18 protein-coding genes are annotated in these 25,305 nt (G+C 58.7%); 5 read left to right on the top strand and 13 right to left on the bottom strand.

Annotation, left to right across the window (positions count from 1 at the left end):
* Positions 1-24 precede the first annotated feature (24 nt).
* Positions 25-2,469 (top strand): N-terminal double-transmembrane domain-containing protein, encoded by a 2,445-nt coding sequence (locus Mal65_RS03125; RefSeq protein WP_145293568.1) that lies wholly within the window; start codon positions 25-27, stop codon positions 2,467-2,469.
* Complete coding sequence (locus Mal65_RS03120) at positions 2,466-4,718, top strand: glutamine amidotransferase (protein ID WP_145293566.1); 2,253 nt, start codon at positions 2,466-2,468, stop codon at positions 4,716-4,718. Before Mal65_RS03125 ends, Mal65_RS03120 begins: the two co-directional genes overlap by 4 nt.
* Here Mal65_RS03120 and Mal65_RS03115 read toward each other — a convergent pair.
* From Mal65_RS03115 to aroH, 5 genes are all read right to left on the bottom strand, one after another.
* A complete protein-coding gene (locus Mal65_RS03115; RefSeq protein ID WP_145293564.1) occupies positions 4,648-7,884 on the bottom strand; it encodes an efflux RND transporter permease subunit in 3,237 nt (1,078 codons plus the stop codon). The two genes, Mal65_RS03120 and Mal65_RS03115, sit on opposite strands and share 71 nt — an antisense overlap.
* On the bottom strand, positions 7,881-9,431 hold the full coding sequence (locus Mal65_RS03110) for an efflux RND transporter periplasmic adaptor subunit (RefSeq protein ID WP_145293562.1): 1,551 nt from the start codon (positions 9,429-9,431) through the stop codon (positions 7,881-7,883). The genes Mal65_RS03115 and Mal65_RS03110 overlap by 4 nt, the downstream gene beginning before the upstream one ends.
* A 9-nt stretch (positions 9,432-9,440) precedes the next feature.
* Positions 9,441-10,196, bottom strand: coding sequence for a TetR/AcrR family transcriptional regulator (locus Mal65_RS03105; RefSeq protein ID WP_145293560.1), 756 nt, complete (start codon positions 10,194-10,196; stop codon positions 9,441-9,443).
* A gap of 79 nt (positions 10,197-10,275) precedes the next feature.
* On the bottom strand, positions 10,276-11,283 hold the full coding sequence (locus Mal65_RS03100; RefSeq protein WP_165701031.1) for a hypothetical protein: 1,008 nt from the start codon (positions 11,281-11,283) through the stop codon (positions 10,276-10,278).
* On the bottom strand, positions 11,276-11,779 hold the full coding sequence (gene aroH, locus Mal65_RS03095; RefSeq protein ID WP_145293556.1) for a chorismate mutase: 504 nt from the start codon (positions 11,777-11,779) through the stop codon (positions 11,276-11,278). The genes Mal65_RS03100 and aroH overlap by 8 nt, the downstream gene beginning before the upstream one ends.
* A 337-nt stretch (positions 11,780-12,116) precedes the next feature.
* Between aroH and Mal65_RS03090 the strand changes: the two genes are divergently transcribed.
* Positions 12,117-12,371 (top strand): hypothetical protein, encoded by a 255-nt coding sequence (locus Mal65_RS03090; RefSeq protein WP_145293554.1) that lies wholly within the window; start codon positions 12,117-12,119, stop codon positions 12,369-12,371.
* A gap of 29 nt (positions 12,372-12,400) precedes the next feature.
* On the opposite strand, the gene Mal65_RS03085 is transcribed toward Mal65_RS03090, so the two are convergent.
* Positions 12,401-15,079: an MGH1-like glycoside hydrolase domain-containing protein gene (locus tag Mal65_RS03085; protein WP_145293552.1), complete on the bottom strand. Its 2,679-nt coding sequence runs from the start codon at positions 15,077-15,079 to the stop codon at positions 12,401-12,403.
* A 166-nt stretch (positions 15,080-15,245) separates the two neighbouring features.
* Between Mal65_RS03085 and Mal65_RS03080 the strand changes: the two genes are divergently transcribed.
* Positions 15,246-16,997, top strand: coding sequence for an alkaline phosphatase (locus tag Mal65_RS03080; protein WP_145304592.1), 1,752 nt, complete (start codon positions 15,246-15,248; stop codon positions 16,995-16,997).
* A 161-nt stretch (positions 16,998-17,158) separates the two neighbouring features.
* A complete protein-coding gene (rnc, locus tag Mal65_RS03075; protein ID WP_231131268.1) occupies positions 17,159-17,968 on the top strand; it encodes a ribonuclease III in 810 nt (269 codons plus the stop codon).
* A gap of 15 nt (positions 17,969-17,983) precedes the next feature.
* Here the strand turns inward: rnc and Mal65_RS03070 are convergent, their stop codons facing one another.
* The 7 genes from Mal65_RS03070 to lpxD form a co-directional block, all read right to left on the bottom strand.
* Complete coding sequence (locus Mal65_RS03070; RefSeq protein WP_165701030.1) at positions 17,984-19,312, bottom strand: MFS transporter; 1,329 nt, start codon at positions 19,310-19,312, stop codon at positions 17,984-17,986.
* 15 nt (positions 19,313-19,327) lie between these two features.
* Entirely contained in the window at positions 19,328-20,785 is a 1,458-nt protein-coding gene (locus Mal65_RS03065) for a methyltransferase RsmF C-terminal domain-like protein (protein WP_145293548.1), read from the bottom strand.
* Positions 20,786-20,858: 73 nt separating this feature from the next.
* Positions 20,859-21,158 (bottom strand): hypothetical protein, encoded by a 300-nt coding sequence (locus Mal65_RS03060; protein ID WP_145293546.1) that lies wholly within the window; start codon positions 21,156-21,158, stop codon positions 20,859-20,861.
* A gap of 54 nt (positions 21,159-21,212) precedes the next feature.
* Positions 21,213-21,935 (bottom strand): SpoVG family protein, encoded by a 723-nt coding sequence (locus tag Mal65_RS26900; RefSeq protein WP_196784520.1) that lies wholly within the window; start codon positions 21,933-21,935, stop codon positions 21,213-21,215.
* Between the two features lie 206 nt (positions 21,936-22,141).
* Positions 22,142-23,233: a 4-(cytidine 5'-diphospho)-2-C-methyl-D-erythritol kinase gene (locus Mal65_RS03050; protein ID WP_145293544.1), complete on the bottom strand. Its 1,092-nt coding sequence runs from the start codon at positions 23,231-23,233 to the stop codon at positions 22,142-22,144.
* A 21-nt stretch (positions 23,234-23,254) separates the two neighbouring features.
* The gene (gene lpxI, locus Mal65_RS03045; RefSeq protein ID WP_145293542.1) at positions 23,255-24,172 is read right to left on the bottom strand and encodes an LpxI family protein; all 918 of its coding nucleotides are present in this window, start codon (positions 24,170-24,172) and stop codon (positions 23,255-23,257) included.
* A 3-nt stretch (positions 24,173-24,175) separates the two neighbouring features.
* On the bottom strand, positions 24,176-25,231 hold the full coding sequence (lpxD, locus tag Mal65_RS03040; RefSeq protein WP_145293540.1) for a UDP-3-O-(3-hydroxymyristoyl)glucosamine N-acyltransferase: 1,056 nt from the start codon (positions 25,229-25,231) through the stop codon (positions 24,176-24,178).
* Positions 25,232-25,305: the final 74 nt, after the last annotated feature.

Below are 25,305 nucleotides of genomic sequence, written 5' to 3'. Positions count from 1 at the left end.
TCCAGCCAGTCATCGGAGCCTTGCGTGACGTTCGTCAACGCCACACTGATCTTGGGTACTCTCGCGGTCGCCGTGCCGATCGCGTTGCACCTGATTGCGCCGAAACAACCACGACGCGAATCGTTTCCCACGGTGAGGTTTCTGACCCAGCGTTTCGAAAGCAACCGTACACGATTGAAGGTCAAACGTTGGTGGCTGTTGGCGCTACGAATTCTGGCGTTGGCCGCTTTGGCAGTCGCGTTGGCGGGCCCCTTGGTCCGCAGCGAACTGTCCACCGCGTGGTTGGCCGCGGGAATCGGCCTGGTCGCCGGCCTTGCGCTGCTAGGCTTGGCCACGGCATCACTGTTTCGAGGGATGTCGAAGCCAACCATCGCGGCCCTGGCCATCTCCGGTACAATCGCCTGTGCGGGATCGATCGGATGGGCCGGGTTTTCGTTGTTGGCATCCGACGCCCCGGTCGCGGCTAGCCGGAACCCGATTGCTTTGGCAATTTTGCTGGATAACGGCCCCTCGTCGCAGTGGACCGCGGGCGGGACCAATCATCTGGATGCCATCCGCGCGGCCGCTAAAAAACTGGTGGGACGGGTGGCGCCCGGAAGCCGTGTTGTGATCGCCGACCGCTCCAGTCGCCCCGTGGTGTTTGCCACCGACACGGCCGCGGCAATCAACCAGATCGAAAATGTCCGCGTGCGTCCGGATGCGGCCCCCATCAGCGGCAAGCTGGATGCGATGCTTCGCTTGTTGGGAAACAGCGATTTGGAAGACCGCCATCTGGTCATTGTCAGTAATTTGTCGCGATCGTCTTGGACGACGCCTCCGCAACAGGCTTTGGTGGATGATCGCGTCGCGGTATCGGTACTGGATGTCGGCAACTTTGACGCTTCGAATCGATCGCTGAAGTTGTTGCACCACGATCCACATCCACCACTGGGTCAGGCAACCGCGGTGCGCGGAACGATTACTGTTCAGGACTCCGCCGGCGAACGCTCTGATACCGCCACGGTGGAATTGGTTCAATTCGCCGACGATCCGACGCGTCCGCTGATCCGTGACGGCGTTCGAATCGATCCCGAAACCCGAGTCGTCGATCGAGCGGTGGTGTCGATTGCCAATGGGCGTTCCAGCGAATTCGTCGTCACGTTGCCACCGCAGCCCGATTTAGGAATCCGGCATGGCATGATTCGGCTGGGGGCATCCGACGCATTGGCGGCCGACGATCAACGCTTCCTCAGCTGGTCCATCCAGCCACGCCGTCCGTTGCTGATCGTGTCACAGGACCCTGATCAAGCCGACTTGATCGCGTGGGCAGCCACTTCACCGCTGGCCCCCGACGATCCCAATTCAGCGTTCCAGGTCGACGTCATTGGCGAAGATGTGTTCCCCACCATCGACCGCTCGCGATTTGATGCCGTCATTTTTTTGGATCCATCGGCGTCGCTGTTGGCCGCAGTCGATTGGGACGCTTTCTTCAGCCGAGGATCCGCCGCGGCAATCATCGCGGGCCCTCGCTTGGCCGGCGGCTTTGATCAACACGATGTCCTGCCAACCTTCAAACGTGTTTGGAAAGTACCGTCGCCAGGCAGTTTCCTAGAAATCGTCCGTCCCGGTCACCAAATTTTTGACGAACTCGCATCGCTGGATCCCCAGCCGCGATGGAGCGATTTTCGAATTCGTCGCTACTGGCAAATTAAATCAAAAAAGAATCAAGAAACGTTGGCCTCGTACGCCGGCACCGACCATCCGGCGATCATCGCCATGCAGCGGGACCAAGGCAGACTTGCCGTCATGACGACACCGCTTGCCGCTGGCACCTTCCAGGCCGACCGGTGGAACGATCTTTTTGGGTCGGATGCTTGGCCAACATTCATCCTGACCCGGCAACTGGTCCGCTGGCTGGCAACGCCGAAAGTGGGGACGCTACAGGCACGCGTCGGATTGCCTTTTCAGTTGTCACTATCCGCATTGAATAAGTCGCCGGCGGGCTCCGGTGCAAACGCTCGTTCCGAAATTTCCGCCGATGAAATTGTCCGCTGGCAACTCTTTTCGCCCAGATCTGATCTCCCGACTCCAATCGAAACCGCATCGGACGCACCTCGCTTGACGGTTGGCCAAATTAGCCAAGTGGGAACCTACTGGCTGCGGTCCCCTCGAGGGACGCTGGGGTTCAGCAGCAACTGGAACGGTGACGACCTGATCGCCGAAAAGGCATCCGTCGACGACCTGACGGCATGGTTGGGTCCGGAGGGCGACGAGACCGGATTCACGCTGACCGACGACCTAAGCGACATCGAACTGATCGGCACGAAGGACGCTGCGTCGATCTCGTTGCGTTCGCCGATTCTGTTGCTGGCGGTCATCGCGTTCATCTTGGAACAGGTTTTAGGAAACCGCTTTTATCGTCCAGCCAAAGGGGCCCAACTCACACCCGGTATCCAACGACTTGCCGGTGATCGAAGGGTATCGGCATGACGCGGTGGCAAATCGATCCCCTGTTTGATTCATCCTGGCTAGCGTTGCTGGTCGCTGTCGTGGTGGCCCTCGTGCTGCTGATGATCACACCGGCAATGAGTGACCGGCGTCGTTTTCGAACACTTCTGGGTCTTCGGTCCCTGGCGACAGGCTGTTTGCTGCTGGTCCTGTTGGGGCCATCATGGGTCCGTGTCGACCAACAACCATCGGAATCATCGCTGGTGATTGCGATGGACACGTCGCAAAGCATGTCGCTTTCCGACGGGGACGCAACAAGTCGCTGGGACATCCAACGTGACGTGGTCCAATCACTGATCAACCAACTGGAAACGGTTTCCGAGCGATTGCAGATCATTCCGTTGACGTATGCATCCACGGCGGAAACGAAAAACAGTGATCCGGCAACACTGATCGACCAGTTGTCTCCCGTGGGCCGCCGGACGGATTTGGCGTCGCCGATCCGCTGGACGCTGCAAAGTGCCAATCGCCAATCGATCGAAGGATTGATTCTGATCGGCGACGGCGCGAACACCGTTGGGCCTGAAGCAGCATCCACCGGCGGCGCGGCGTTGTCGGCGGATCAGGCGGCATCGGTGATGGATTCCATCGGTTTGCCGCTGTGGACAATCCCGATCGGACCGGCCAGCCTGAATGATCAGCGGCGTGACGTCGCGGTGTCGGGACTGCCCGAAAGTTTTCGACTGTTCGCGGGAACCCAATTTGACTTGCGTTTCGAATTGGAAAGCCGTGGATTGGCCGGTACTGAAATCCCGGTTCGCCTGCGCTGGATCGATTCACAGGGTAACGCAACGGATGCGGCGGTCCGACGTATTGTTAGCGAATCGGCCATCAGCCGAACTCCGGTGCAAATCCCTGTCGACACGCCCACCCCGGGCAGCTATCGCCTGGAAGTACAAGCCGACCTCATGCCTGGCGAAACCGTCCGGCCCAACAACACGCAAGTGGCGTTTGTCGACGTGATGCCGGGCGGTGGCCGGATCTATTACTTGGAAGGCCAGCCCAGAGAAGAACAACAGTTTCTGCGTCGTGCGTTGCGTTTCCCCGACCTGGATTTGGATTACCAATGGATTCCCGCGGACAGCCGATCACGCTGGCCAGTTTCGTTGGGCGACGATTTGACGGCCGACAGCCACGACGTGTTCATCATCGGCGATTTGGAAGCATCCGCTGTTGGCAACAAACAATGGCAATCCCTGACCGATGCGGTGGCAGGCGGCGCGGGTCTGGTCATGCTTGGTGGCATGCAAACGTTGTCGGCCGGCGGCTATCAAGACACGCCGCTGGCCGGCGTTTTGCCGGTCGATCTATCGCGAATCGGCAACGCTGATATTCCAGGACCTCTGACACTACGTCCCAGCATCCGCCACCCGATCACCACGATCGACTCTGCCCAACAGACGACTTGGGCACAACTGCCCCCGTTGAACGGGGCCAGCAATCTGGGCACACCACGATCGGCACCGGGGGTGCAAACCTTGCTGGAATCCACCGACGGAAACCCTCTATTGGTCGTCGGCGAATATGGGCGAGGCAGAGTCGCCGTATTGGGAATCGATGAAACGTTTCGTTGGCATCGCTATGGGTTCCAAAATTTTCACCGGCGATTCTGGCGTCAACTGGTTCTGTGGCTGCTGGCTCGTGATGGAGATTCCGGCGAAGACATTCAGCTGAACATGACCGCCCGCCGTTTTTCCGACGATGCACCGGCAGGATTCACGGCCATCATTCCGCCGCCTCTTTCGTCTCGTGACGACTGGACCGTTCAAGCGGTGGCCGATGATGGATCGGTCACCCCCTTAACCTTTGACCGTCAATCTTCGCAGGACGAAGGGCGCTTGCGATTGGAAGGTCAATTGCCCACATCGCTGGCCGCGGGGATCTATCAATTGCGTGTGACCGGCGGTTCGACTTCGGAACCGACCAATGACGCGTCGCTGGGTTTTGAAGTCTTGCAGGACATCGCCGAACTGTCTCGGTCATCCGCTGACCCCGTGCTGATGCGACAACTGGCAGGGCTGACCCGACAAAGCGGCGGGCAATCCTTCGGCGTCGACCAAACCGATGAATTGGTCGACCTGATCCGCCAAAGCCGACAACGCAACGTGGCCACGATTGTCCAGAAGAACCGCCTGGGCGATGGCCCGATCAGCGGATGGATCATGTACCTGCTGTTCGCAGCGGCATTGGGATCGGAATGGATTCTGCGTCGACGATGGGGCATGGTTTGATGGAAACCAAACGGTAGGCCGACGGAACCAACACCAAGGCCAGAAGCGTTGCCCCCGCGACGCCACCAGCGATGCATACAGCCATCGGCGGCCAGAATCGACCGCCATCCAGAATCAGCGGTGCAAATCCCACCATCGTCGTGAATGTCGTCGCCACGACGTGCCGCGAACAATGCATCACTTCGTGCACGATGGCATCGATGTCGCCACCGGCCGCGCGAGCGTTGGCGCTGATGGCGGCCAACACCACGATCGAATCATTGATTGCCACACCAATCAGCCCCATGGTTCCGATGATTGCCATGAACCCAAACGGATAGCGGGCAATTTCCAATGCCCCCAGCCCCAATCCGATCGACAGTGCGGCAACGGACGCAATGATTGCTGCCAATCGGAACGATCCGAACGACATCACCAACGTCGCCGCCATCAACACCGCCAATACGCCAACGGTCGAAAACAAATTCCCCACCGCGTCATCACGCTTGGACGCTTCGCCCCCATATTCGATTCGATATCCCCGCGGCAACGGCGCGTCGCTTTCGGCAATCAGTTGCTCGATCCGTGCCTGCACGACACTGGGCAAAACCCCAGCTTGAACGAACGCGGCGACTTCATTCATTCGCCGACGATTCAACCGTGGAATGGCCGCCGTTTCCGGAATCAGGGTGACGTCGGCCACCGCGTCCAGCGGCATCAGGCGCACGTCGCCGTCGGACGACTGGCCCACCAGATCCATACTGGTAATTCGATTCAACGATCCACGATCCGCATCTTTGACCCGAACGATGATCGGCAATTCTTCGTTGTCCTGCAGAATGCTTCCGCCGACGCGTCCTTCCAAACTGCTGAACAGTTGACGAGCAATTTGATTCGGCTCCAACCCCGCCATCCGTGCCGATTCACCATCCACCCCGATGGACACCTGCGGCAAGACTTCGTTCATGTCCAACCGACAATACGTGACCTCGGGAATGGTCGACAACAGTTGTCGATAATGATCGCCTAGATTACGAAGCGTCTGCAGATCCGGACCAAAGACGCGAACTTCCACCGGAGCATCGAAGGGGGGCCCTTGTTCCAATTGGCGGACCAAAACTCGTGACGACGTGATCCGGCGACTCAGTTCACTCTGCAACTTTCGAATCAGCGGTACCGGATCGCCGGCGTCCGTTGTGGTAACCAACGCCTGGGCGTAATTGCTGGTCCCTTTTCGATTGGAAATGACGTTGTAGTAAAACTGGGGTGCGCTTTCGCCAAAAAACCAGTCGACACGTTTCATCCCATACTGCTGCAAAACCAGGTCGATTTCGGCAGCCGTTCGCTGTGTCTGGGAAAGCGAATTGGTCGCCGGACCTTCCACGGTGATATGAAACTGATTGCGATCCGACGGCGGAAAGAACTGTTCGTTCAAAGTCGGAAAAAATGCAAACCCAAGCACCGGAGTGATGACCGATACCGCGATGCCACGCAACGGACGACGCAACAGCCAATGAAGTAGCGATTGAAAACGTGATGCCAAGCCATCGGTGCGAAGGCCGTTTTCATGGATCTGTCGCAGCCAACCGTGCTTTGGATGCGCCGAACCCTCGTTCGGATCGAGCTTGGGAAGCCACCGAGCGGCAATCGTCGGGATCAGCGTCAACGCTAGAAACAATGACGAGAAGATCGCAAAAATGACACTGATGGCGATGGAGCCGACAAATTCACCGGCCGGCCCCGGCATCAACGCAATGGGCGCGAAAGCCAACGCCGTTGTCACCGTGGAACCCAACAGCGGGATCGCCAGATGACGCACCGAATTCACCATCGTGTCGATGCGACTTTGCCCCGATCGCAATCGTCCACGCACTTCGTCGACAATCACGATGGCGTTGTCGATCAACAATCCCAAGGAAATGATCAGCCCGGTGACGGACATTTGATGAATCGGGATGCCAACCACACGCAAGAAAAACAAGACCATCAAACTGGCCAGCGGCAACGTCAATGTCACCATCACCGCGGAACGCCAACCCATCAATAGGTAAATCACCAAAGAAATGGCTGCCGCACCGATCAGGAGGTTGCTGGCCAGTGATTGCAGACGCTGATCGACATAGTCCGATTGCCGCAGCACCGAATCAATCTTGATCCCATCGGGCATCGTTTCCCGAAACCCCGCCAACGCCTGTTCGGCTTTCGTCGTCCACCGATCGATCCGATAGGTCGATCGAACGGTCGCACCGAGCACCACGGCGGGACGACCGCCCAGCATCGCCAATCGTGATGGCGGATCTGGAACCCCCATCTGAACCGTCGCCAGATCGCCTAGACGGACAAAACCATCGCCACTTTGACGGATCGGAATGTCGCTGATCTGATCAACCCAATCCAACTGGTTGCCGACCTCCAACAACAATTCCATCGATTCACGCCGGACTTGGCCCGCGGACCGCTTCACGTCAAAGGCTGTCACTTGATCCGCGATCGCCCCAGGCGTCAGTGACAATGATGCGGCGCGAGCGGGATCGATCTCGATTTCGATCTCTTCGCCTGGATCGCCGAAGCGAGACACCGTGTCGGTTCCGGGCAAGTTTTGCAGGACATCCTGTAAGTCCGCCGCCAATCGTCGCAACACCCGGTAGTCCGGTGCGTCGTCGCGGTTCCAAGTCAGACCGACGATCAACGCGTGGGCGCGAACTTCCAGTTCATCAAACTGGGGGCGGCCCGCATCAGGCGGAAGATCTTGCAGGCTGTCTTCCAGGCGGCTGCGGACACGCGACCAAATGGTTCCGCTTTCTGTAACCGAATCCAGCAACTCCACTGAAATCGTGCTGATGCCGCCGCGACTGATCGATCGAATTTCTTTGATCTCTTCAATGTCCCGCAAGCGGTTTTCGATTTTCTCGCTAACTTGACTTTCCACACGCTGCGCATCGGCGCCCGGCAATGGTGTGGTGATCAACGCGGCACGCTTCACCAAGACGGGGTCTTCCATTCGTGGAAGAATCGCGAAGCTACTTGCGCCGGCGACCAGGATCAGCGTCAAAATCAACACCGTCAGCCGCGAATCATGATAAAACCCGAACGCGATCGAACCGATCCAAGACGAATCTCGCGAGGCCTCCGATTTCGGTGCGTCCGATCTGTTCGCATCACCGCGGGTGTGTGTTGACCGGGTCATGCGTCGTCTCCCGATGTCGGCACCGACCGCGTGGATCGATCGCATCGTGCGGAACCCTCCCGCCCGCTGTCGTCCGAAACAGTGGTTTCGGAAACACTGGCTTTCGGCGGCTTGGTTGACGAATCATCTGGATCACGCAGCGGCAACTTTCGTTTCGCCATGACGCGTGTCCCCGGCCCCACGCGATGTGTCCCCCGACCGACGATCCAATCACCATGATGAAGCATTCCGGTGACCTCGCACCACGGACCATCGGTCGACAGGACACGCACATCCCGGCGCTCGATCGTACTAGGAACGATCTGGACATCACGTGTTCGGGCCTTCGTCGATCCGGCGACGCGATCAACCGGCGGTCGAGGGTCATCGAATTTTGTGGCGGGGTTTCCCACCGCTGCGAACACGGACCACAAACCACGGGATCCGCGAACGAGCGCCGTTGTTGGGACCCAAAACCGAACGGAAGAAGGATGTCCAGACGCCTGCGACATGGCGATCAACAACGTGACTGCTTGACCGACCAAAACCTCATCGGCCGCGTCAAAACGGACATCGATTCGTTGCGTCCGGGTGTCCACATCCAATGATGGATGGATTCGCAAAACCGTTGCCGAGTGACGTCGACCGTCGATTTCCGTTTGCAACGTCTGCCCAACCGCCAGCGTTGACACGGTTTCCGGGGGCAGTCCAAAGCGGGCTTCCAACGGCGGCGATTCGATCAGTCGGAACACGGGCTGATCGGCTCCAACGATCGTCCCTTCGTCGACCTGACGCAGCGCGATCGAACCGTCAAACGGAGCCAAAATGCGACTGTCTTTCAAATCGACGTCGATTCGCTGCAGCATCGCGTTGGCAATATCGATGTTTGCTTTGGCTTGCTGAACCTGTTCGATGCGTGTTCCTTCGGCCAGTTCTTCGTGGGCCGCCGTCGCGGATTCCAACGCGGCTTGCAAACGCTGAACGGCGAATTTCGCATCATCGAAACTCTGATCGCTACCGGCACCACGGGATCGCAAGACTTGTTCCCGTTGCCAACGAGACTGTGCCGCGGAAACTTCCGCACGCAACCGATCCACCTCCGCAGCGGCCGCGGCGATCGTCTGGCGTCGCGGTCCGGCGACGGCTTCGGCATGCTTGGCGACCGCAACGTCTAGCTGTGCCTGCAAGCTATCCCGCTCGGCTTTCAAATCCGACACGTCCAACATCGCCAATTCGTCGCCCCGGCGAACCGTGTCTCCTTCATGGACGTCGACGCGGTCGATTCGCCCGCTACGCCGAAATGCCAACAAGCTTTCACGACGCGGCTGGACGGTTCCCCGGTACCGCGATACCTGTTCAGGCGGCTTTACCGAACCGACACGGATCACATCGACGTATAACGAAGCAACATCCGCCGTGGGCTCCGCTGCAACGTCTTGCAACACAACGCCGCCCGACAATGACCACGCAGTCAATAACGCGACCAAGCCAACGGTCATGATGACCGACGCGGCAACCAGCAGGCGAATCAATGGTCGAAACACCAGCAATCCAATTTTTTGGATCATGACATGGGCCTAGGTTTCGGTGGAAGTGGCAAGCCCCGTTTGCCGTTTCAGTTCGTCCGCCTTTTGACGCATCAATGGCAAAATGCGTTTGACATACCGGTTGTATCGCGACGAATCGAACAAGGGTTGCCAACCGATTCCGTCAAGCATCGCATTGCAATTACGACGAATTGCCTGATCGGGATCGTGAATCCCGATTTCGCTAAGCGACGGACTGGTCGCCGCCAGGACGTGACCGCCATAGGTCAGCGACCATAACCCCATGACGATCTGCGCCACCTGCTTTCCACGTGGCAATTGCAAATCGCCTTGTTCGATCGCCGTTTCGATAACGGATCCGACCACACCGATGCATTCGTTTTCACATTGCATCAAGACTTCGCGTCGCCCAGCCGACGTCTTTTGCCAAACGCTGTCGTGACGGATCACCTGTTCGACCGAAAAATCGTCGGGCAATTCGTGAACGTAGACTTCACAAGCGATCCCGATCGCGGCGATCTTCTCCCGCGATGCCTTGCCCAACGTGACCCCATACTTGAACAGTTCGACCCGCCGTGCCGAAGCACGCGCCGCCAACGACAAGACGATGTCTTCTTTGTTGGGGAAGTGGTTGTAAACCGTACCGCGGGTGTAACGAATCTTTTTGGCAATCGCGTCCATGCTGACCGCCGACACACCGCCGCGTCGGATCATCGGCAGGGCGGCCGCCAAAATCCGAGATTCACGCTGACGGATTTCGATCTGCTTGGGGGTCAAGATATCCATGCCCCCAGTATTCGTCGACAATTTTTATTGACAAGATGTCAATTTTGACATTTTGTCAATTTCCAACCTCTCGACGGGTTCAGTCGTCGTCGGTCAGGCCGAGTTCGCTGAGCATTTCGTCGTCCAACAGGTTCAGACCCGCGGATTCGATATCGTCGGCAAGTTTTCGACGATGCTGGTCGATCATCTTGGCCAACGCTTTGACGGCCACCGGCATCACGGCACCGGTGCTGTGCCACTGCGACGACCATTCTTTCAGGATTTCGCCCAGCCAAAGGTCGCGGTGCAACCAGTGGCGAACGGCCAGATGGATGCGGGACTCTGGATCGTCGACCAAGTCCAGTTCGGCGGCCGCATCCAGAACCACCACGACGACCGCTTCGGGCCAGGGCAGGGTAAACCACTGTTCGCCGCTGCGTTGACGGATGTGTTCGTCCACCGCGATCAGCGTGACCAGATAGGCGATCCGGAGTACTTCCGGCAATTCCCGATGGGCGTCGGTCAACATCGCTTCGATCCAGAAGCGACCATCGGGCGCGACACCTCCGTCACCACCCCGCATGGGCTGGACCCAGTACCCGCGGACCTTGGCGGGCCACCAATCGTCCGGCGGCTGCCCCTGCCAGATCTTCTTGGAAATTTGATTCAACAGGCCGGGACCATACGATTCCCAAGCTTCGCGAAGCGGCCGGCCACGCAATTCCAATTGTTGGTTCAGCTTGGGAAACCGGCGATCAAACGCCGATCCCGCCGAAGAAAACAGATCGGCAATGGCGCTGGCGGTTTGCTCGGACTGCAATTCCGATCCACCGGCATCCAACAACGCCTGTTCGTAGTCCTTGATCGCCGCTTTGCGTTGAACCGGTGCGTCTTTGCGGACCGCGGCGGTCCGAATCACCGCATCCCAAAAGCGATACACGTCCAAAGATTCGGACACCAAGCGGGCATTGATTTGTGTCACCGGCGCGGCCATCGCTTTTTCCGTGGCCGCGTCCACGCAACCGGAACCTCCGGCAACCACATGCGCCGCGTGCAACATGCTGAGCCGCCCGTGCGTGGACCACCGAACTTGTGTCGGCCTAGGCACCGGATGCTCCCTTCACGTCGCTTCCGGGGGCCGCGGGATCCTGAGATGCTGGAAAACTCTTGGCCGTCGACTGGTCTTCACACAGGTGTTCGCTGATCCACCTTTCCAGTTCTTCGAAGTCCACCGGCGGCAAAACATTTAAATCGGGACGCAGCCGGACCGCATCGCGGACGTAAACGTGGTTGATGTCGGCTTGCGGCAGGTCGGTGTTCCAATGAATCAGCACGCGAATGCACCGCGGCAGCGAACCTTCGACGGAAACTTCGTAACCGCACAATAGTGGCACTTCCAGCCATCCCAACTGTCGCGCCGCCAGCGCGGGAAACTCACTTTCGATATCGCGTGTGACCGTGAAAATGGCGCTGGCGACGTCGGCCGCATCGATGCCGTTGCGTCGGATCATTAGCGCCAACAACTGGCGGGTCGCCGACAGGACCTCGTCACGAGTGTCCTGCTGGACCGTAATCGCCCCTCGGACTCCACGGCAAACAGTCATCTTGGCCAGATTTCAGTCAAAGAAAGGAACACGGATAATTCGTCACGGGGCCCCGAAAATCGCCCGATCCTGTGGACGCTACGATAAAGCACCCGCAGGCTTCTGGGCAGGGCGTCGCGGGGGATTCGCCGGCACGCGATGGGTGACCGAACGTGCCGGCCGCCAGACGCGCGGCGCCGTTCGCCCTGGACCGGCTTCAATTCCGAACCGATAAATGACGATAGTGGCAATCTGATCGCAGGTCATTTTTGCCCGTGTTCTTGCCTGCCCGTGCCTGTCGATCGGCCCCGATCCATGGACCGATTGACCGGTTTTTTCTTTACGATTCGAGCCGCCGATGACCCAAAACCGCACGCCGTACCAAGACAAAATCATCAAGAACTACTACCAGAACCGCGACGCGATCGGGCTGCAAAAGGCTCAGGAAGCGATCACGGAACTGTATCTGAGCGAAGGAAAAAAGCGGGAAACGATTTGGAAGCGGCTGGAAAGCCATCTTGAAAAAATCGGGCTCAAGCCGGAACAAATCAAAAAGCTGCGTGCCGCCGACGATCCGGCCAAGGTTGCCGAAGCGATTCAAAAATTCGCTTGACCCGGATCCCCCCGCACCAGAACCGGCGCCTACGGTTGGCTTGCCATCGCGGCGCGTTCCAAACAGGTCGCCACCAATGACGTCCAACCGGTCTGGTGGCTGGCCCCCAGCCCCTGACCGGTATCGCCGTGGAAGTATTCGTAGAACAACAACGTGTCGTTCCAGAGCGGGTTTTCTCCGCTCGGCACGTTGCCCGCCATTGATGGCCGAACCGCCCCGTCGTCCGGACGCAGAACCAGTCGCGTCAGACGCCGGTTGATCTCGTCGGCCGCCTGGCAAAGGTTCATTTTGGTCCCCGACCCGTCCGGCGCATCGATTTGAATCTGGTCACCGTAAAACTGGTGATACCGCCGCAAGGCTTCGATCAACAAATAGTTGACCGGCAACCAAACGGGGCCTCGCCAGTTGGAATTTCCGCCAAACATCCAACTGTCCGATTCACCGGGCACATAGGCGACCCGATGCGTTTCGCCACGCAGTTCCAACTCGAACGGCCGCTGGGCGTGGCATCGTGACAGCGAACGGATGCCGAAATCCGACAGAAACTCCGTTTCCTTCATCATCACATCAACGACCGCTTGCAGTCGCTCTTTTGACGCGATGGACAACATCATTGACTCGCCACTGCAGCCTTCACTGGCCCAGTGAATGTTCTTTGCCAAGTGATGACGGTATTTCAAAAACCAATCCAGCTTGTCCTTGAACACGGGCAACTGTTCGACCAGCCCCTGATCAATGATCTGCACCGCGATCAGCGGAATCAGTCCGACCAGTGACCGAACTTTCAGCGCAACCTGACGCCCATCCACATGCAGACTGTCGTAGTAAAATTGGTCCTCTTCGTCCCATAGACCGTCGCCGTCAATCGTATTGATCGCGTCGATGATGCGGATGAAGTGATCCAAAAATTTGGATGCCAGTTCGGCATACGAATCATCGTCACGTGCCAATTCCAAGCTGATCGACAACATCGTTCCACAGTAGAACGCCATCCATGCGGTTCCATCAGCTTGTTCCAATTGGGTCCCGTGGGGCAACCCTTTGCTGCGGTCAAAGACGCCGATGTTGTCCAGCCCCAAAAAGCCACCGGCAAACACGTTGTCGCCGTTGTCATCGACTTGGTTCACCCACCAAGTGAAGTTCATCAACAGACGCTGGAACGACGTCGCCAAAAAGGCACGATCGGGACATCCCTGCCGAACGGTTTCCTGATAGACCCGCAAACACGCCCAAGCATGCACCGGCGGGTTCACGTCATCGAAATAGTATTCATAGGCCGGGATCTGGCCGTTGGGGTGCATGTACCATTCTCTCAGCATCACCGTCAGCTGACGCTTGGCGAACTCGGGGTCGATCCGAGCCATCGGAATCATATGAAACGCCAAGTCCCAAGCGGCGAACCAAGGGTATTCCCACTTGTCGGGCATCGACAAAATGTCTCTGGCATACAAATGTCGCCACCGGCTGTTTCGACCAGACAGGCGTTGCGCCGGTGGGACCGCAACATCACGATCGCCTTTCAACCAATCGTTGACGATGTAGTGATAAAACTGCTTGCTCCACAACAATCCTGCGTAGGCCTGGCGACAAACGCTTCGTTCGTCATCCCCCAAGCCGCCGGGCAGAACCGCGTCATAAAATGCGTTCGCTTCATCGACACGACGGTCAAAGGTTTCTGGCACTGAAACGGAATCCGCACCGGCGACGGCCGGATCGTACAACCGCACGGTGAATTGTTTGGACTGTCCGGCGGGAATCGTCATCGCGTACATACCGGCGACCTTCGTGCCATGGTGACGCGGCTGCACTGCGTCGGTTTGGCCATCGATCACATAGCGATGAAAGGCGTCTTTGACATACGGCGTAAAGTTTTCCTCGCCGAACAAAAATTCTTGGTTCGTTTCGTTCTCGGTGAACAACAACGGCACCTGATCGCCATCAGGATGATCACCGAATTCGCATCGAAATGGTTGCAGGAATTCGTGTTGCGTCCGCACCGCGTTGCCATCGACCTTTTCAATACGCGGCTTCAACGAACAGCCTTCGTGACGGCATCCCCAAACCCATGTATTGCGAAACCACAACGTGGGCAGCACCCAAATCGGATGCGCCTCGGGGCCATGATTGGTAATGGTGATGCGAACCATGATGTCGTCCGGGCCGGCCTTGGCGTATTCGGCCTGGACATCAAAAAAGCGGTCGTCATCAAACACCCCGGTATGGTGAAGTTCGTATTCTCCCTCGTCCAAGGTCCGCTGGGCGTTTTGAGTCTGCAACAACTCATAGGGATACGCAGCGTGGGGGTAACGATACGATGCCTTGCAGTAGCTGTGGGTGGGAGTCGAATCCAAATAGTAATAGACCTCCTTCACGTCTTCGCCGTGATTGCCCTGTGGGCCGGTCAGCCCGTACAGACGTTCCTTCAAAATGGAATCGTTGCCATTCCAAAGCGCCAGAGCAAAACACAGTCGGCATTGTCGGTCGGAAAATCCCAGCAGCCCGTCTTCCCCCCAACGGTAGGCGCGGCTGCGTGACTGGTCATGCGTGAAATCGTCCCAGGCATCGCCACCGGCCGAATAGTCTTCGCGAACGGTGCCCCACTGGCGTTCGGATAAGTAGGGCCCCCAGCGTTTCCAATTCTTTTGGCGGGATTCATTCTCACTCAGCCGCTGGTGTTCAACGGTCGTCGATGTCGGCGATTGATTCATGAACGATGAAAACTGTTTGATTTGGCTGGATAGGGGGTCGGACGCAAAGCAGTCGGGAAAGTATTCTAAGGCTGATCGGCGGACCGACGATGACATAGTGAGGTGCACCCCGCACCCCCGAAAGGTGGCCCGCCCGTTGTTTTTTGATTGGAAACCCACCGTGTCAATGACAGCCTCGACGAAATCCAGCCTCTGCATCGCCTTCCTCGCGTTCGCCCTGATCGCCGGTTGGTCCACGCGACCTGCCGCCCAACCGCCCGCGGTCGCCGATGCGACGAAAGCCGACGAAACCACGCCGGCAGAAGCGACATCGAACGAATCGACGGATTCGCCCGAGCTTTCCGAATCGTCCGGCGACGCAGTCAACGATATGCAAAGCAGCGCGATTCGCGAGCAATCCGCTGCTTGGGGCCACTGGGGTGTCGACGCGTCCAAGTACAGCAGTTGGACAAATCACAGCAACCGTTTGATCCCTGTCTACACGTTCGGCATCACCCTGGATTCGCTTCGCCAAGAAGGCAGCGTGTACAGCGATCGCGAACGGCTGGAGAAGCTTTACGGTACGGTCACTCCGGGAACGCACCAACCGTCGGCCGACTATTTCGACCAGACCGACGTCTACCGATTGCAGCAACAAGCAATCGCGGCGGGAAAAAAGAACATCGTGCTGTTCGTCTTTGACGGGATGGATTGGCAAACCACTCGGGCCGCGGCCTTGTACAAGGCTGGCAAGGTCCGATACGAACGCGGACGCGGTACCGGCCTGTCGTTTCAAGACTACCGCGGCGTCGAAACCGACTATGGCTTGGTCGTGACCAGCCCACGCCAATCCGGGGCGACCTTTGACGTCGACGCTCAAACGGTGACCGGACAAAAAGACATCACCGGTGGGTACGACCCACAGCGTGGTGGCCACACTCCGGCGATGGAACAAAGCCGACGCAGTTACCTGGTCGGTCTGGAACGAGATCGCGAACACACCGTGACCGACTCCGCCGCCTCAGCGACCAGTCTGTGTAGCGGCATCAAGACCTATAACGGTGCGATCGGCGTCGATGCTTTCGGCCAGGCCGTCGAATCAATCGCCCATCAGTTGCAGCGGGAAAAAGGGTTCGCCATCGGAATGGTCACCAGTGTGCCGGTCAGCCACGCAACGCCCGCCAGCGCATACGCCAACAATGTGACACGAAAAGATTATCAAGACATCAGCCGCGACCTGCTGGGCTTGCCATCGTCGTTTCATCGCGATGCGCCCAATCAGGGCGTCGACGTGCTGATCGGCGGCGGCTACGGCGAGGGCAAAGGTGCCGACAAGGTCCAGGGCAGTAATTTCATGCCCGGAAATACTTATCTGCACGAAAGTGATCTGCGCCGCAGCGACGTTGCCAACGGCGGGCGTTACGTGGTCGCCAAACGGACAAAGGACCGTGATGGGGCGGATGTGCTAAACGAAGCAGCCGATCAAGCCGTCAAAGGCAACCATCGCTTGGTCGGATTCTTTGGCGGCCGCGGTGGTCATCTGCCGTTCCAAACCGCCGACGGTGATTACAAGCCGACCTTTGATATCCGTGGCACCGAGAAATACAGCCAAGCTGACATCCAGGAAAACCCGACGCTGGCCGAAATGGCGACCGCAGCCCTGAAGGTCCTGCAGCAAGATCCCGACGGATTTTGGCTGATGATCGAAGCGGGCGACGTCGATTGGGCCAACCACGCGAACAACCTGGACAACAGCATCGGCGCGGTGCTCAGCGGTGAAGCCGCCTTTGACGCCGTGGTCGACTGGGTGGAAAAGAATGACGCTTGGCAGGAAACCGCGATTCTGCTGACCGCGGACCACGGGCACTATTTGGTCATCGAAGCCCCCGAAACGATCGCCGCGGCGGGAGCCGACAAAGTCGGCAAATCAGAAAAATGATTCTGGCCGGGGGGCCGGCCGGTCGATATGCTGCAATAACGGTCGCTCACCGGTGGCTGGGGCGATCGCTCGGTTCCCCCATCCACCGGCGTGTGACAAAGTCAACGCTGCGGGAAATGCTCTCGCGGCGGCTTTTCCTGTCTTTGTCGAATGAAATACACGTGAACTCTCCGGACCAGTTGCTGGGTCCTGAATCCACGTCCGTACATCTGATTGATGACGCGGATGCGGGTGACCAGGACGCAAAAATCCGTCGCTGCCAAGACATCATCGATTATCAGTTCTCCGACGAAACGCTGCTGCGTGCGGCGCTGACTCATGCGTCGGGAGCGTCCAACCGCTTGGCCAGCAATGAACGCTTGGAATTTTTGGGGGATGCCGTGCTGGGCCTGATGGTCTGCGAATGGCTCTTCGAAGAATACCCCGAGTACAACGAAGGCGATTTGACGAAGATCAAATCGGCCGTTGTCAGCCGGCGTTCCTGTGGCCGTGTGGCCTGTCGCTTGGGCCTGGATCGATGCCTGATTGTCGGTCGCGGCGTGACACGAAACCGCAGCTACCCCCGGTCGTTGGTCAGCGACGTTTTTGAATCGGTCATTGCCGCGATCTATCTGGACGGCGGGCGGGATGCGATCCGCGATCGCATTCGCGAATGGCTACAGGACGAAGTCGACGCGGCGGTCGAAAGCCAAGGGGCCAGTAACTACAAATCGTCGCTGCAGCAGCACGCCCAACGTGATCTGGCCAACACTCCGGTGTATCAGCTGGTTCGCGAAACTGGCCCAGACCATCGCAAGGCGTTTTTGATCTCTGCGGTCATCGGTGAACAATCCTTCACGCCTGCGTGGGGTAACAACAAGAAAGACGCCGAACAACGCGCCGCGGCGAACGCTTTGGCCGAATTGCGTGAAGAACCACTGCCGTATCCCAGCGGTGCAGCCGGCGAATCGTCTTCCGAAACCTCGGTTTGAATCACCGGCGGCGGCTCAAACCGCCGGGCTGATAAGGCGTGGCCGTGTCGCAAACCAGGCGGCGACCATCAACGGCGACAACAAGGCCAGGAATCCCCAAATCGCTGCCTGAAAACTGCCGGTCTGGTCGCGCGAGATTCCCATCAAAAACGGCCCACAACCGCTGCCGGCCACGGTCAGACACCAAACCGTCCCGCGGATCTTCCCCAAGTGCAGGCGTCCGAAATAACGCACCCACACGACCACGCCGACGGCAATCAACAGCCCCTGACCACCACCGAAACAGACGGCAAACGCATAGTAGCCCGGTACGGAATTCCAACCGATCAAGCAGCCGACCGACAAGTTGAGTGCCACCATGCCAATCCCCAGCAAGCGATGAAGCGGCACAAAATCCGCCAGCACTCCGCCCACCAACTGCATCGCCAGCATCGACAGCCCCAATGCCTTGAATAGATCCGACGGCAACGCGTCCGGCATGCCTCGATCGGCACACAACGTGTACAAGTGAAACAGGACCCCGGTGCCCACCAATGCCCACAACGCATTGCAGGCGGCCAAAATCGGAAAAGCGGTCGTTCGCGATGCTTCCGCAAGGGTCCAGGCATCTTCTGGCGTCGTCACAACCGACTGCTCGGGTGCATCGCCATGATTCGCGTCGACATCCGCCTTGCGGTGACCATCCGCTGCACCCTGACCAGGCGGCCCGCCCGCTGTGCCGGGCCCCCGATCGATTCGGCCGTCAACGTTTTGCCCGATGTCCTCGGGACGATTCACGAAGACCAACAGCAAGACGGGCACCATTACCATCGCGATCAACGCGGCCATGCGGACGTAGGTTTGACGCCACCCATAGGCATCAATGGACTGGGAAATCCAAGACGGTACCCAGGCGAATGCCAACGCGGTCCCGATGCTCATCACCGCAGACACCCGCCCCAAGCGGCTGCGAAACCACATTGCGATACTGTTGCTGCCCAACAACGTCAGCGATCCTTGTCCCAGGAATCGCAACATCAGAAACACCGCCAGTAGGCCCCAAAACCCCGACACCGTCGAAGCGGCCAAACAGGTGCCCGCCAAAGCCACGACCGCCAATAGTGTCACGCCTCGCAGACCGAACCGATCCGCCAATGGGCCCACCCCGGACAATGGAAAGGCGGCGAAGAAAGTTCCCAACATGTATGCCAGCGATAACCGACTGTCGGACATTCCCAAATCGTCGCGAAGCGCGGGCATGAACGCACTGACGGCAAAGGTTTGCCCAGGGCTTGTACAGATTTGCACCAACATCGCCACGGGCAGCATCACGTAGCCATAGAAAAACGGAAATCGCCAGGCCACACGACGCAACAAGTTTCAACCGCCGGTCAATCGATAGGGTACGGGTAAATGGTTTTTGCCAGTGGAACCATTCGATTTGATCCAGCCTAGGGGACGATCCTGCCAGGTAACGACCACCCAACCACGCAGCGCACAATCGATGACGTTTCCCGACAGGTAGCGACGAGCCCGGGCATCATCCACTTGGATCGTTTGCACAGGGGTGACCGATGCGAAAGCCCGCCGTGACAATCCGTGGGCCGGCTTCCATGTTTTTCCGGTGCAATAGGCCAACTCGGGCAACTTTGCAGCGATCAACGGTACCCAATCCGGTGCTTCCAACGGCACACACATGGCAACATCACCGCGAATGATCGTCCGCTGATGAAGTCCCGCCACGTCGTCCGTGATCCAATCCCCGGGGTCGAATTCAAAGCGTCTGGGACGAAGACGATCCCGCCGATTCTTGTGTCGTTTTGCCGATGAAAATCGATCTCGTCCATGGGGCGGTGAAGCTTCGTCCCGCGACGACATCGCGTCCCCATCAGCGTCCAACCGTGCCGCAAAGGCACCCGCACAGTCATGCAAATGCGGCCACAGGCGATAACAACCGTCGGTCACGGAACGATAATCCTGCAATGCCTCCAATTGCACCGGCACCATTGACGTCGTTTCAACAATCCGTTGCACCTGAGCTTCGTTTTCGTCCACCGCGAAGGTGCATGTGCTGTAAATCAGTTTGCCGCCGGGACGCAGGAGACGCACGGCCGCATCCAAAATGCGATTTTGCCTGGCGGCACTGTGTCGAACCTGACGTGCCGAAAACGAGCCTTCGGATTGCTTGCCGCGGGCCACCAATGTTTGGCCGCTGCACGGCGCATCGACCACCACACAGTCGAACTGCCCGGTCAACTGCGACGCCAAATCCTCCGGATCCTTTTGGCTGATCGCCCAACGATCGCTGCCGGTCCGAGTCAGATTGAATTCCAACGCCGCCAGCCGAGACCGGATCGGCTCATTGGCCAACACAAACCCACTTTCGCCGACCGCTTCGACCAACGCCGTTGCTTTTCCACCAGGTGATGCACACAAGTCGCAAACAAGGCTGCCGGCCAGCTCATCTGTGTCCGCACCGCAAGCCGCCAATGCCAACAGCGATCCGGCGTCTTGTAAGAAAAAATCACCGGCCGCATACCGCAACGTGTCGGCAGGCCGGCGTCCCTGCCAAGTACCACCGTGTCGAAACGCACCGTGATACCAGGGCACGGGCGGACCCAAATGACCGGCCCGGAGCCCGTCCGAATCGCATTGCAATTTTGCGTCGTCGATCCAGCGACGGTGCAGCCGCATGACGCTGCCGTGATTGACTTCCAGGGCCGCCAAGAAATCGGCCCATTGTTGATCGGGTAATCCACAGACACCCAGCGAATCTCGTAGTTCACTGCGCCAGTCGCCAGATTCCCGGTCGGTCGGTTCGGTTTGGTTGCCGGTCATGCCCGAATTGTGGCGGGGACCGGACGAACCGAAAATAGGGTCATCAGACCCAACGCTCGCAACAAGTGGCGGGTCAGCGGGGACGGATCAAATGCCGATAGATCCCCAGGCCGGTCGACAACAGGCCGGCCAGAATCAGTGGCGACGTCAGCGTGAACAGGATGAACACCAGATGTGGCAAACGCCCCTGGTCGCCGGTCGCCGGCACCACGTCGGCACCAAAGATGACCCGCAACTCATTTTGCACAGCATCGACACGGGACGCATACAACATCCCGGCCGACATCAATGCAAAGATCAGCATCACCAGCAACATGAACGAAAGACTGATCTGACGTCGGTTGCGTCGTGGTGCGGATGGGGCTGGGTTCATCAGGTCAAATCATCAGGATGTTGGCATCGCGAAACCGAACAGCAAACGTGCCGCCTATTCGTCAAAGATTCCGGCACCGAAGCCGTCTTGGTCGTGCGAGTCGCTTTCAGAATCGGTGTCATCCGTGGATGCGGAGTTCGTCGTGCGAACTTGGGCCGAAGCACGATCACCGGGTCGATCCGACATCTTGGGTCTCGGGGGGCCTCCTTCGCCGGCCGAATCGATCAAGGTGGCTTCCTGTCGCTGGTCATCGGACCGTTTGGGCTTGGCCGCAGGTTCGTTCACATTGGACTTTGCCAACGCGGTGGAACGGCTGCCCGAGTTTCGTCGATCCTCGGAATCCAGATCATCAGCGCTCACGTCTTCGAAACCAAAATCGTCGTCGTACCGCGAACGGTAACCAGGCTGGCTGGCACGTGAGACTTCGGCTTCGAATTCTGCCAACACCGCGTTCTGAATCAGCTCGCGACATTCGCTGTTGATCGGGTGGGCGACGTCGGCATACAGCTTCTGTGGCGAATCGTTGAAATCCGCATCCAGTCGCAGCTTTCCACCACACTGATTACAGAAATTCGCGCGCAGATGATTTTTGTAGCCACAACGTTGGCAGTGCCCGGCCAATTTACGACTGGGCATGGCAACGAAGGGGCCATTTGTTCCGTCGATGATCTTCAAATCACGAACGACAAAACAATCGTCGATCGTGATCGAACAGAATGCTCGCAGACGGTCTTCGCTGGATTCCATCAACTTGATGCGTACTTCAGTGATGTTCACCGAACACCCTCCCTAACTTGCCGTCACGTCGTGGGGCCGAACTTGTCGCTGGCGAATCCTGATGACCGGTCCCAACACTGCGCTGGACACGCCCAAAGGCCCACGATGGTTTCTGATCAAACCAAGGGACGGCGGCCTGCAAAGGAAGCGGGCTGCCGCACGGGGCAGGGCGGTGCGTCGGATCCGGAAATACGGGTTCACGGTTGTCACGTCTGAGTCTGTGCGGGCGGAGGCAACGAACACGCTGTCATCACTCGTGCACCGGGGCATAATTGCTGACGCAGCGTCACAGCCGCCGAGCCGGCCGATTTGGGGGTATCCGCTATCCCGAAACTGGCCGAACCGCTACCCGTTAATTGAACCCCTTTCAGACCGCTTTGCCACATAGATTCGTGAATTTCATCGATCCGAGACGCAATTTTCCGTGCCGGCTCGGTCAACCGATTCTCCATAAATTGCCCGATTTCGCTGATCGCCAAGGTCTGCAGGCTCTTTCGTAGTGGTGCCGAAGATATTGGCGAATCGGGCACGGTGGCCCCCTGATAAACCCGAGCCGTCGACAATGCGATCGCCGGGTAGACGATGACGAAATTCAGCCGGCCGCCGATGGGAACCGGCTGCAAGACTTCACCGCGACCGGTTGCCCAGGCAACCGGCGAAATTGACGCAGCTGAATTTTCGCTGCCGTTTCGAGTGCCCGCGGGCGCAGTGCCGGCCGGATCCGGGACCGGCGGCAGCCGCAAGAAAAAGGGAACGTCACTGCCGATGTCGGCGGCCAAGCCGTGCAGGGAATCAAGGTCGCCCTGGCGTCCGACCAAGGTGGCGATCGCCAACAGCGTCATCGCCGCGTTGCTGCTGGCACCGCCCATGCCCGCACCGGCCGGGATGCGTTTACCAAGCGTGATTTCAAATCCAAGATCCAAACCGAAGTGTTTAACCGCGGCTTCGGCAGCCCGCCAAACCAGATTCCGTTCATCGCAGGGGATGTCCAGCAATGATGCCGCGGACTCCGGTGCAAGTGATGGATCGCCCTGGTCATCGGCCCCCGTCGCAGCTTTCGAAGATGGTTCGACGCCCAGTTGACAGGAAAGCTCGTGACGCGAAGGCAACCAGTCCACTTGCAGTGAAATGCCGGGCTGTTGCCGAACACGGATTTGCAATTCATCCACCAAGTCGATGGCCACCATCACCGTATCGATGTCGTGGTATCCGTCGTCGCGGCGTTTGCACAACTCCAAAAACAGATTCAGCTTTGCCGGGCAAAGCATCCGTATTTGCGATGCGTTCGTTTTGGACATGGTTCCGATCGCGCAGAAGACTCAAGCGGCACGTCGAACCACCGTCTCTTCGGTCGATGACCCGCAAACATCGGCGTCATCATAGGCGATGATGGAAATCCCTGCGCGACTGGCATCGCGGTAGGTTTGATCTTGGTCGACGACGATCGTCCGTTCCGCTTCAATGACAATCGCTTTGCCGCCGGCGGCATGAACGTTGGCGATCGTTTGCGGACCGATCGTGGGAACATCAAACCGCATGTCTTGGTCCGGCTTGGCCACTTTGACCAACGTCCATCCGCCGCGAGAACACAGCTGACCGGTGCGTTGGATACAGGCGTCGGTTCCCTCAATCGCTTCAACGGCGATCACGGTCCCGTCTTTGATGGTGATCGTCTGTCCGATATCCAGCCCGCCCATCTGACGCGCCACCCGCCAACCGGCGCGGGCATCGGATTGCAACGCGGGCCTAGGCGACGGACCGGCCAAATGTCCCTGATTCACGAGCAACTCCGGAGCCAAATCGGTCGCGGCATGAACCGCAATTCCCTGACGTAGATAAAGTTCGGTCACTGCGGTCAGCAGGCTGTCGTCGCGGGCATCGGGGCGACGTCCCAGCAACAATGGCGCGAACACCCTGACACAGGTCCAATCGGGCAAGTGACGCCACACCGATCGGGAATACAACAGATCCGACTTGAACAGTTTGCCGGCCATCGTCACGCCGGTCACGCCACGACGACGAAAGAATCGCAGGTGTCCGCCCATGCGGCCAACGCCGGCCCACTGGACCGCGTCACACACGCCTTCCAATTCGGCCGATGCATGGCCGTTGATCGCAATGCAATGCACCGGATGCCCGTTGCTTTTCAGCGTTTGGGCCACCAACACAGGCAAGCGTCCCCAACCGGCAATCAGCCCGATCGGCTCCGCCGCGTCCGCACCACGAATCGGGGTCATGGATCACGCCGCCTTTCGAACGGGCACGTCGTCGCCGACGATCTGACGCAGCGACGACAACTCCTTGCGCAGCGATTTCAGTTCCCGTCGCATCTCGGGCAACTTTCGTTCGGTCGCCATGATCTGCATCTGTTCGCGCTGGCCGGTCGCCGGTGATCCCAGCAAAACCTCGTGACCCTGGCTGTCTTCCATCACGCCGGCCTGGGCGCCGACGATCGTTTGGTCACCCAGCTTGATGTGATCTTTCAAACCGACTTGACCAGCCAAGACGACGTAATCACCGGTGTGACAGCTGCCGGCAATGCCGACTTGGCTGCAAATCAAATTGTGACGACCGATCCGACAGTTGTGTCCGATCATCACTTGGTTGTCGACTTTGGTGCCTTCGCAAATCCGCGTCGCACCATACGTGCCACGGTCAACGGTGACACAGGCCCCCAGTTCCACGTCACGTTCGATGTGCACGTATCCCAGTTGGGCGGTCGGGACGTGACGTCCGTTTTCTTGGCGATAACCGAATCCATGGGCACCCAAGACGCTGCCGGCGTGAAGCACGACGCGTGGTTCCAAGCGGGTGTAAGAATAAAGCACGACGCCGGCATGCAACACGCAGTCTTCGTCAATCGTGCAGCCTTGGCCCACCACCACACCGGGCATGATCCGGACTCGGGCACCGATGAATGTACCGGCCGCCACGGTTGCCGTTGGGTGAATTTCTGCGGTCGGATCGACCTGCGCGTCGGGATCGATTCCGGCTTGCGGGACGGTCGCAGGCAGTGGCGGACGAAAATGGGCGACGATCCTGCCGAACGCTTCGTGGGGATCCTCCACGACGATCTGAACGCACTCCGCTTCCATGCCGTCGGCCAAGGCAACCGGCGTGACGACCGCGGCGGCACAGCCCGGGTCGAATTCCTCGGCCCGTTTGGCTTCGTCCAACAGAGTGATTTGCCCCGTCTGGCATTCGGCCGGCGGGTTGGCCCCGGTGATCATCCGGGAAGGGTCTCCGATCAACTTGCCACCCACCATGGCGGCCAAGTCCGAGATTGAAATGGTCATCCGAATCCTTTCGGAAAGCTCGACGGTTGCGTGTCGTCCACCGGTTTAGCCGATCCGCCGGTGCCAAGACAAGA

Origin of the sequence: Crateriforma conspicua, assembly GCF_007752935.1 — a bacterium.
Taxonomy (GTDB): domain Bacteria; phylum Planctomycetota; class Planctomycetia; order Pirellulales; family Pirellulaceae; genus Crateriforma; species Crateriforma conspicua.
This window is presented reverse-complemented; position numbering and strand designations above follow the sequence as displayed.

Excerpts from the sequence above, each read along its gene's own strand:
- Mal65_RS03120 (WP_145293566.1), top strand. The coding sequence starts at position 2,466 with ATGACGCGGTGGCAAATCGATCCCCTGTTTGATTCATCCTGGCTAGCG.
- Mal65_RS03115 (WP_145293564.1), bottom strand. The coding sequence starts at position 7,884 with ATGACCCGGTCAACACACACCCGCGGTGATGCGAACAGATCGGACGCA.
- Mal65_RS03110 (WP_145293562.1), bottom strand. The coding sequence starts at position 9,431 with ATGATCCAAAAAATTGGATTGCTGGTGTTTCGACCATTGATTCGCCTG.
- Mal65_RS03105 (WP_145293560.1), bottom strand. The coding sequence starts at position 10,196 with ATGGATATCTTGACCCCCAAGCAGATCGAAATCCGTCAGCGTGAATCT.
- aroH (WP_145293556.1), bottom strand. The coding sequence starts at position 11,779 with ATGACTGTTTGCCGTGGAGTCCGAGGGGCGATTACGGTCCAGCAGGAC.
- Mal65_RS03090 (WP_145293554.1), top strand. The coding sequence starts at position 12,117 with ATGACCCAAAACCGCACGCCGTACCAAGACAAAATCATCAAGAACTAC.
- Mal65_RS03085 (WP_145293552.1), bottom strand. The coding sequence starts at position 15,079 with ATGAATCAATCGCCGACATCGACGACCGTTGAACACCAGCGGCTGAGT.
- Mal65_RS03080 (WP_145304592.1), top strand. The coding sequence starts at position 15,246 with ATGACAGCCTCGACGAAATCCAGCCTCTGCATCGCCTTCCTCGCGTTC.
- Mal65_RS03065 (WP_145293548.1), bottom strand. The coding sequence starts at position 20,785 with ATGACCGGCAACCAAACCGAACCGACCGACCGGGAATCTGGCGACTGG.
- Mal65_RS03060 (WP_145293546.1), bottom strand. The coding sequence starts at position 21,158 with ATGAACCCAGCCCCATCCGCACCACGACGCAACCGACGTCAGATCAGT.
- Mal65_RS03050 (WP_145293544.1), bottom strand. The coding sequence starts at position 23,233 with ATGTCCAAAACGAACGCATCGCAAATACGGATGCTTTGCCCGGCAAAG.
- lpxI (WP_145293542.1), bottom strand. The coding sequence starts at position 24,172 with ATGACCCCGATTCGTGGTGCGGACGCGGCGGAGCCGATCGGGCTGATT.
- lpxD (WP_145293540.1), bottom strand. The coding sequence starts at position 25,231 with ATGACCATTTCAATCTCGGACTTGGCCGCCATGGTGGGTGGCAAGTTG.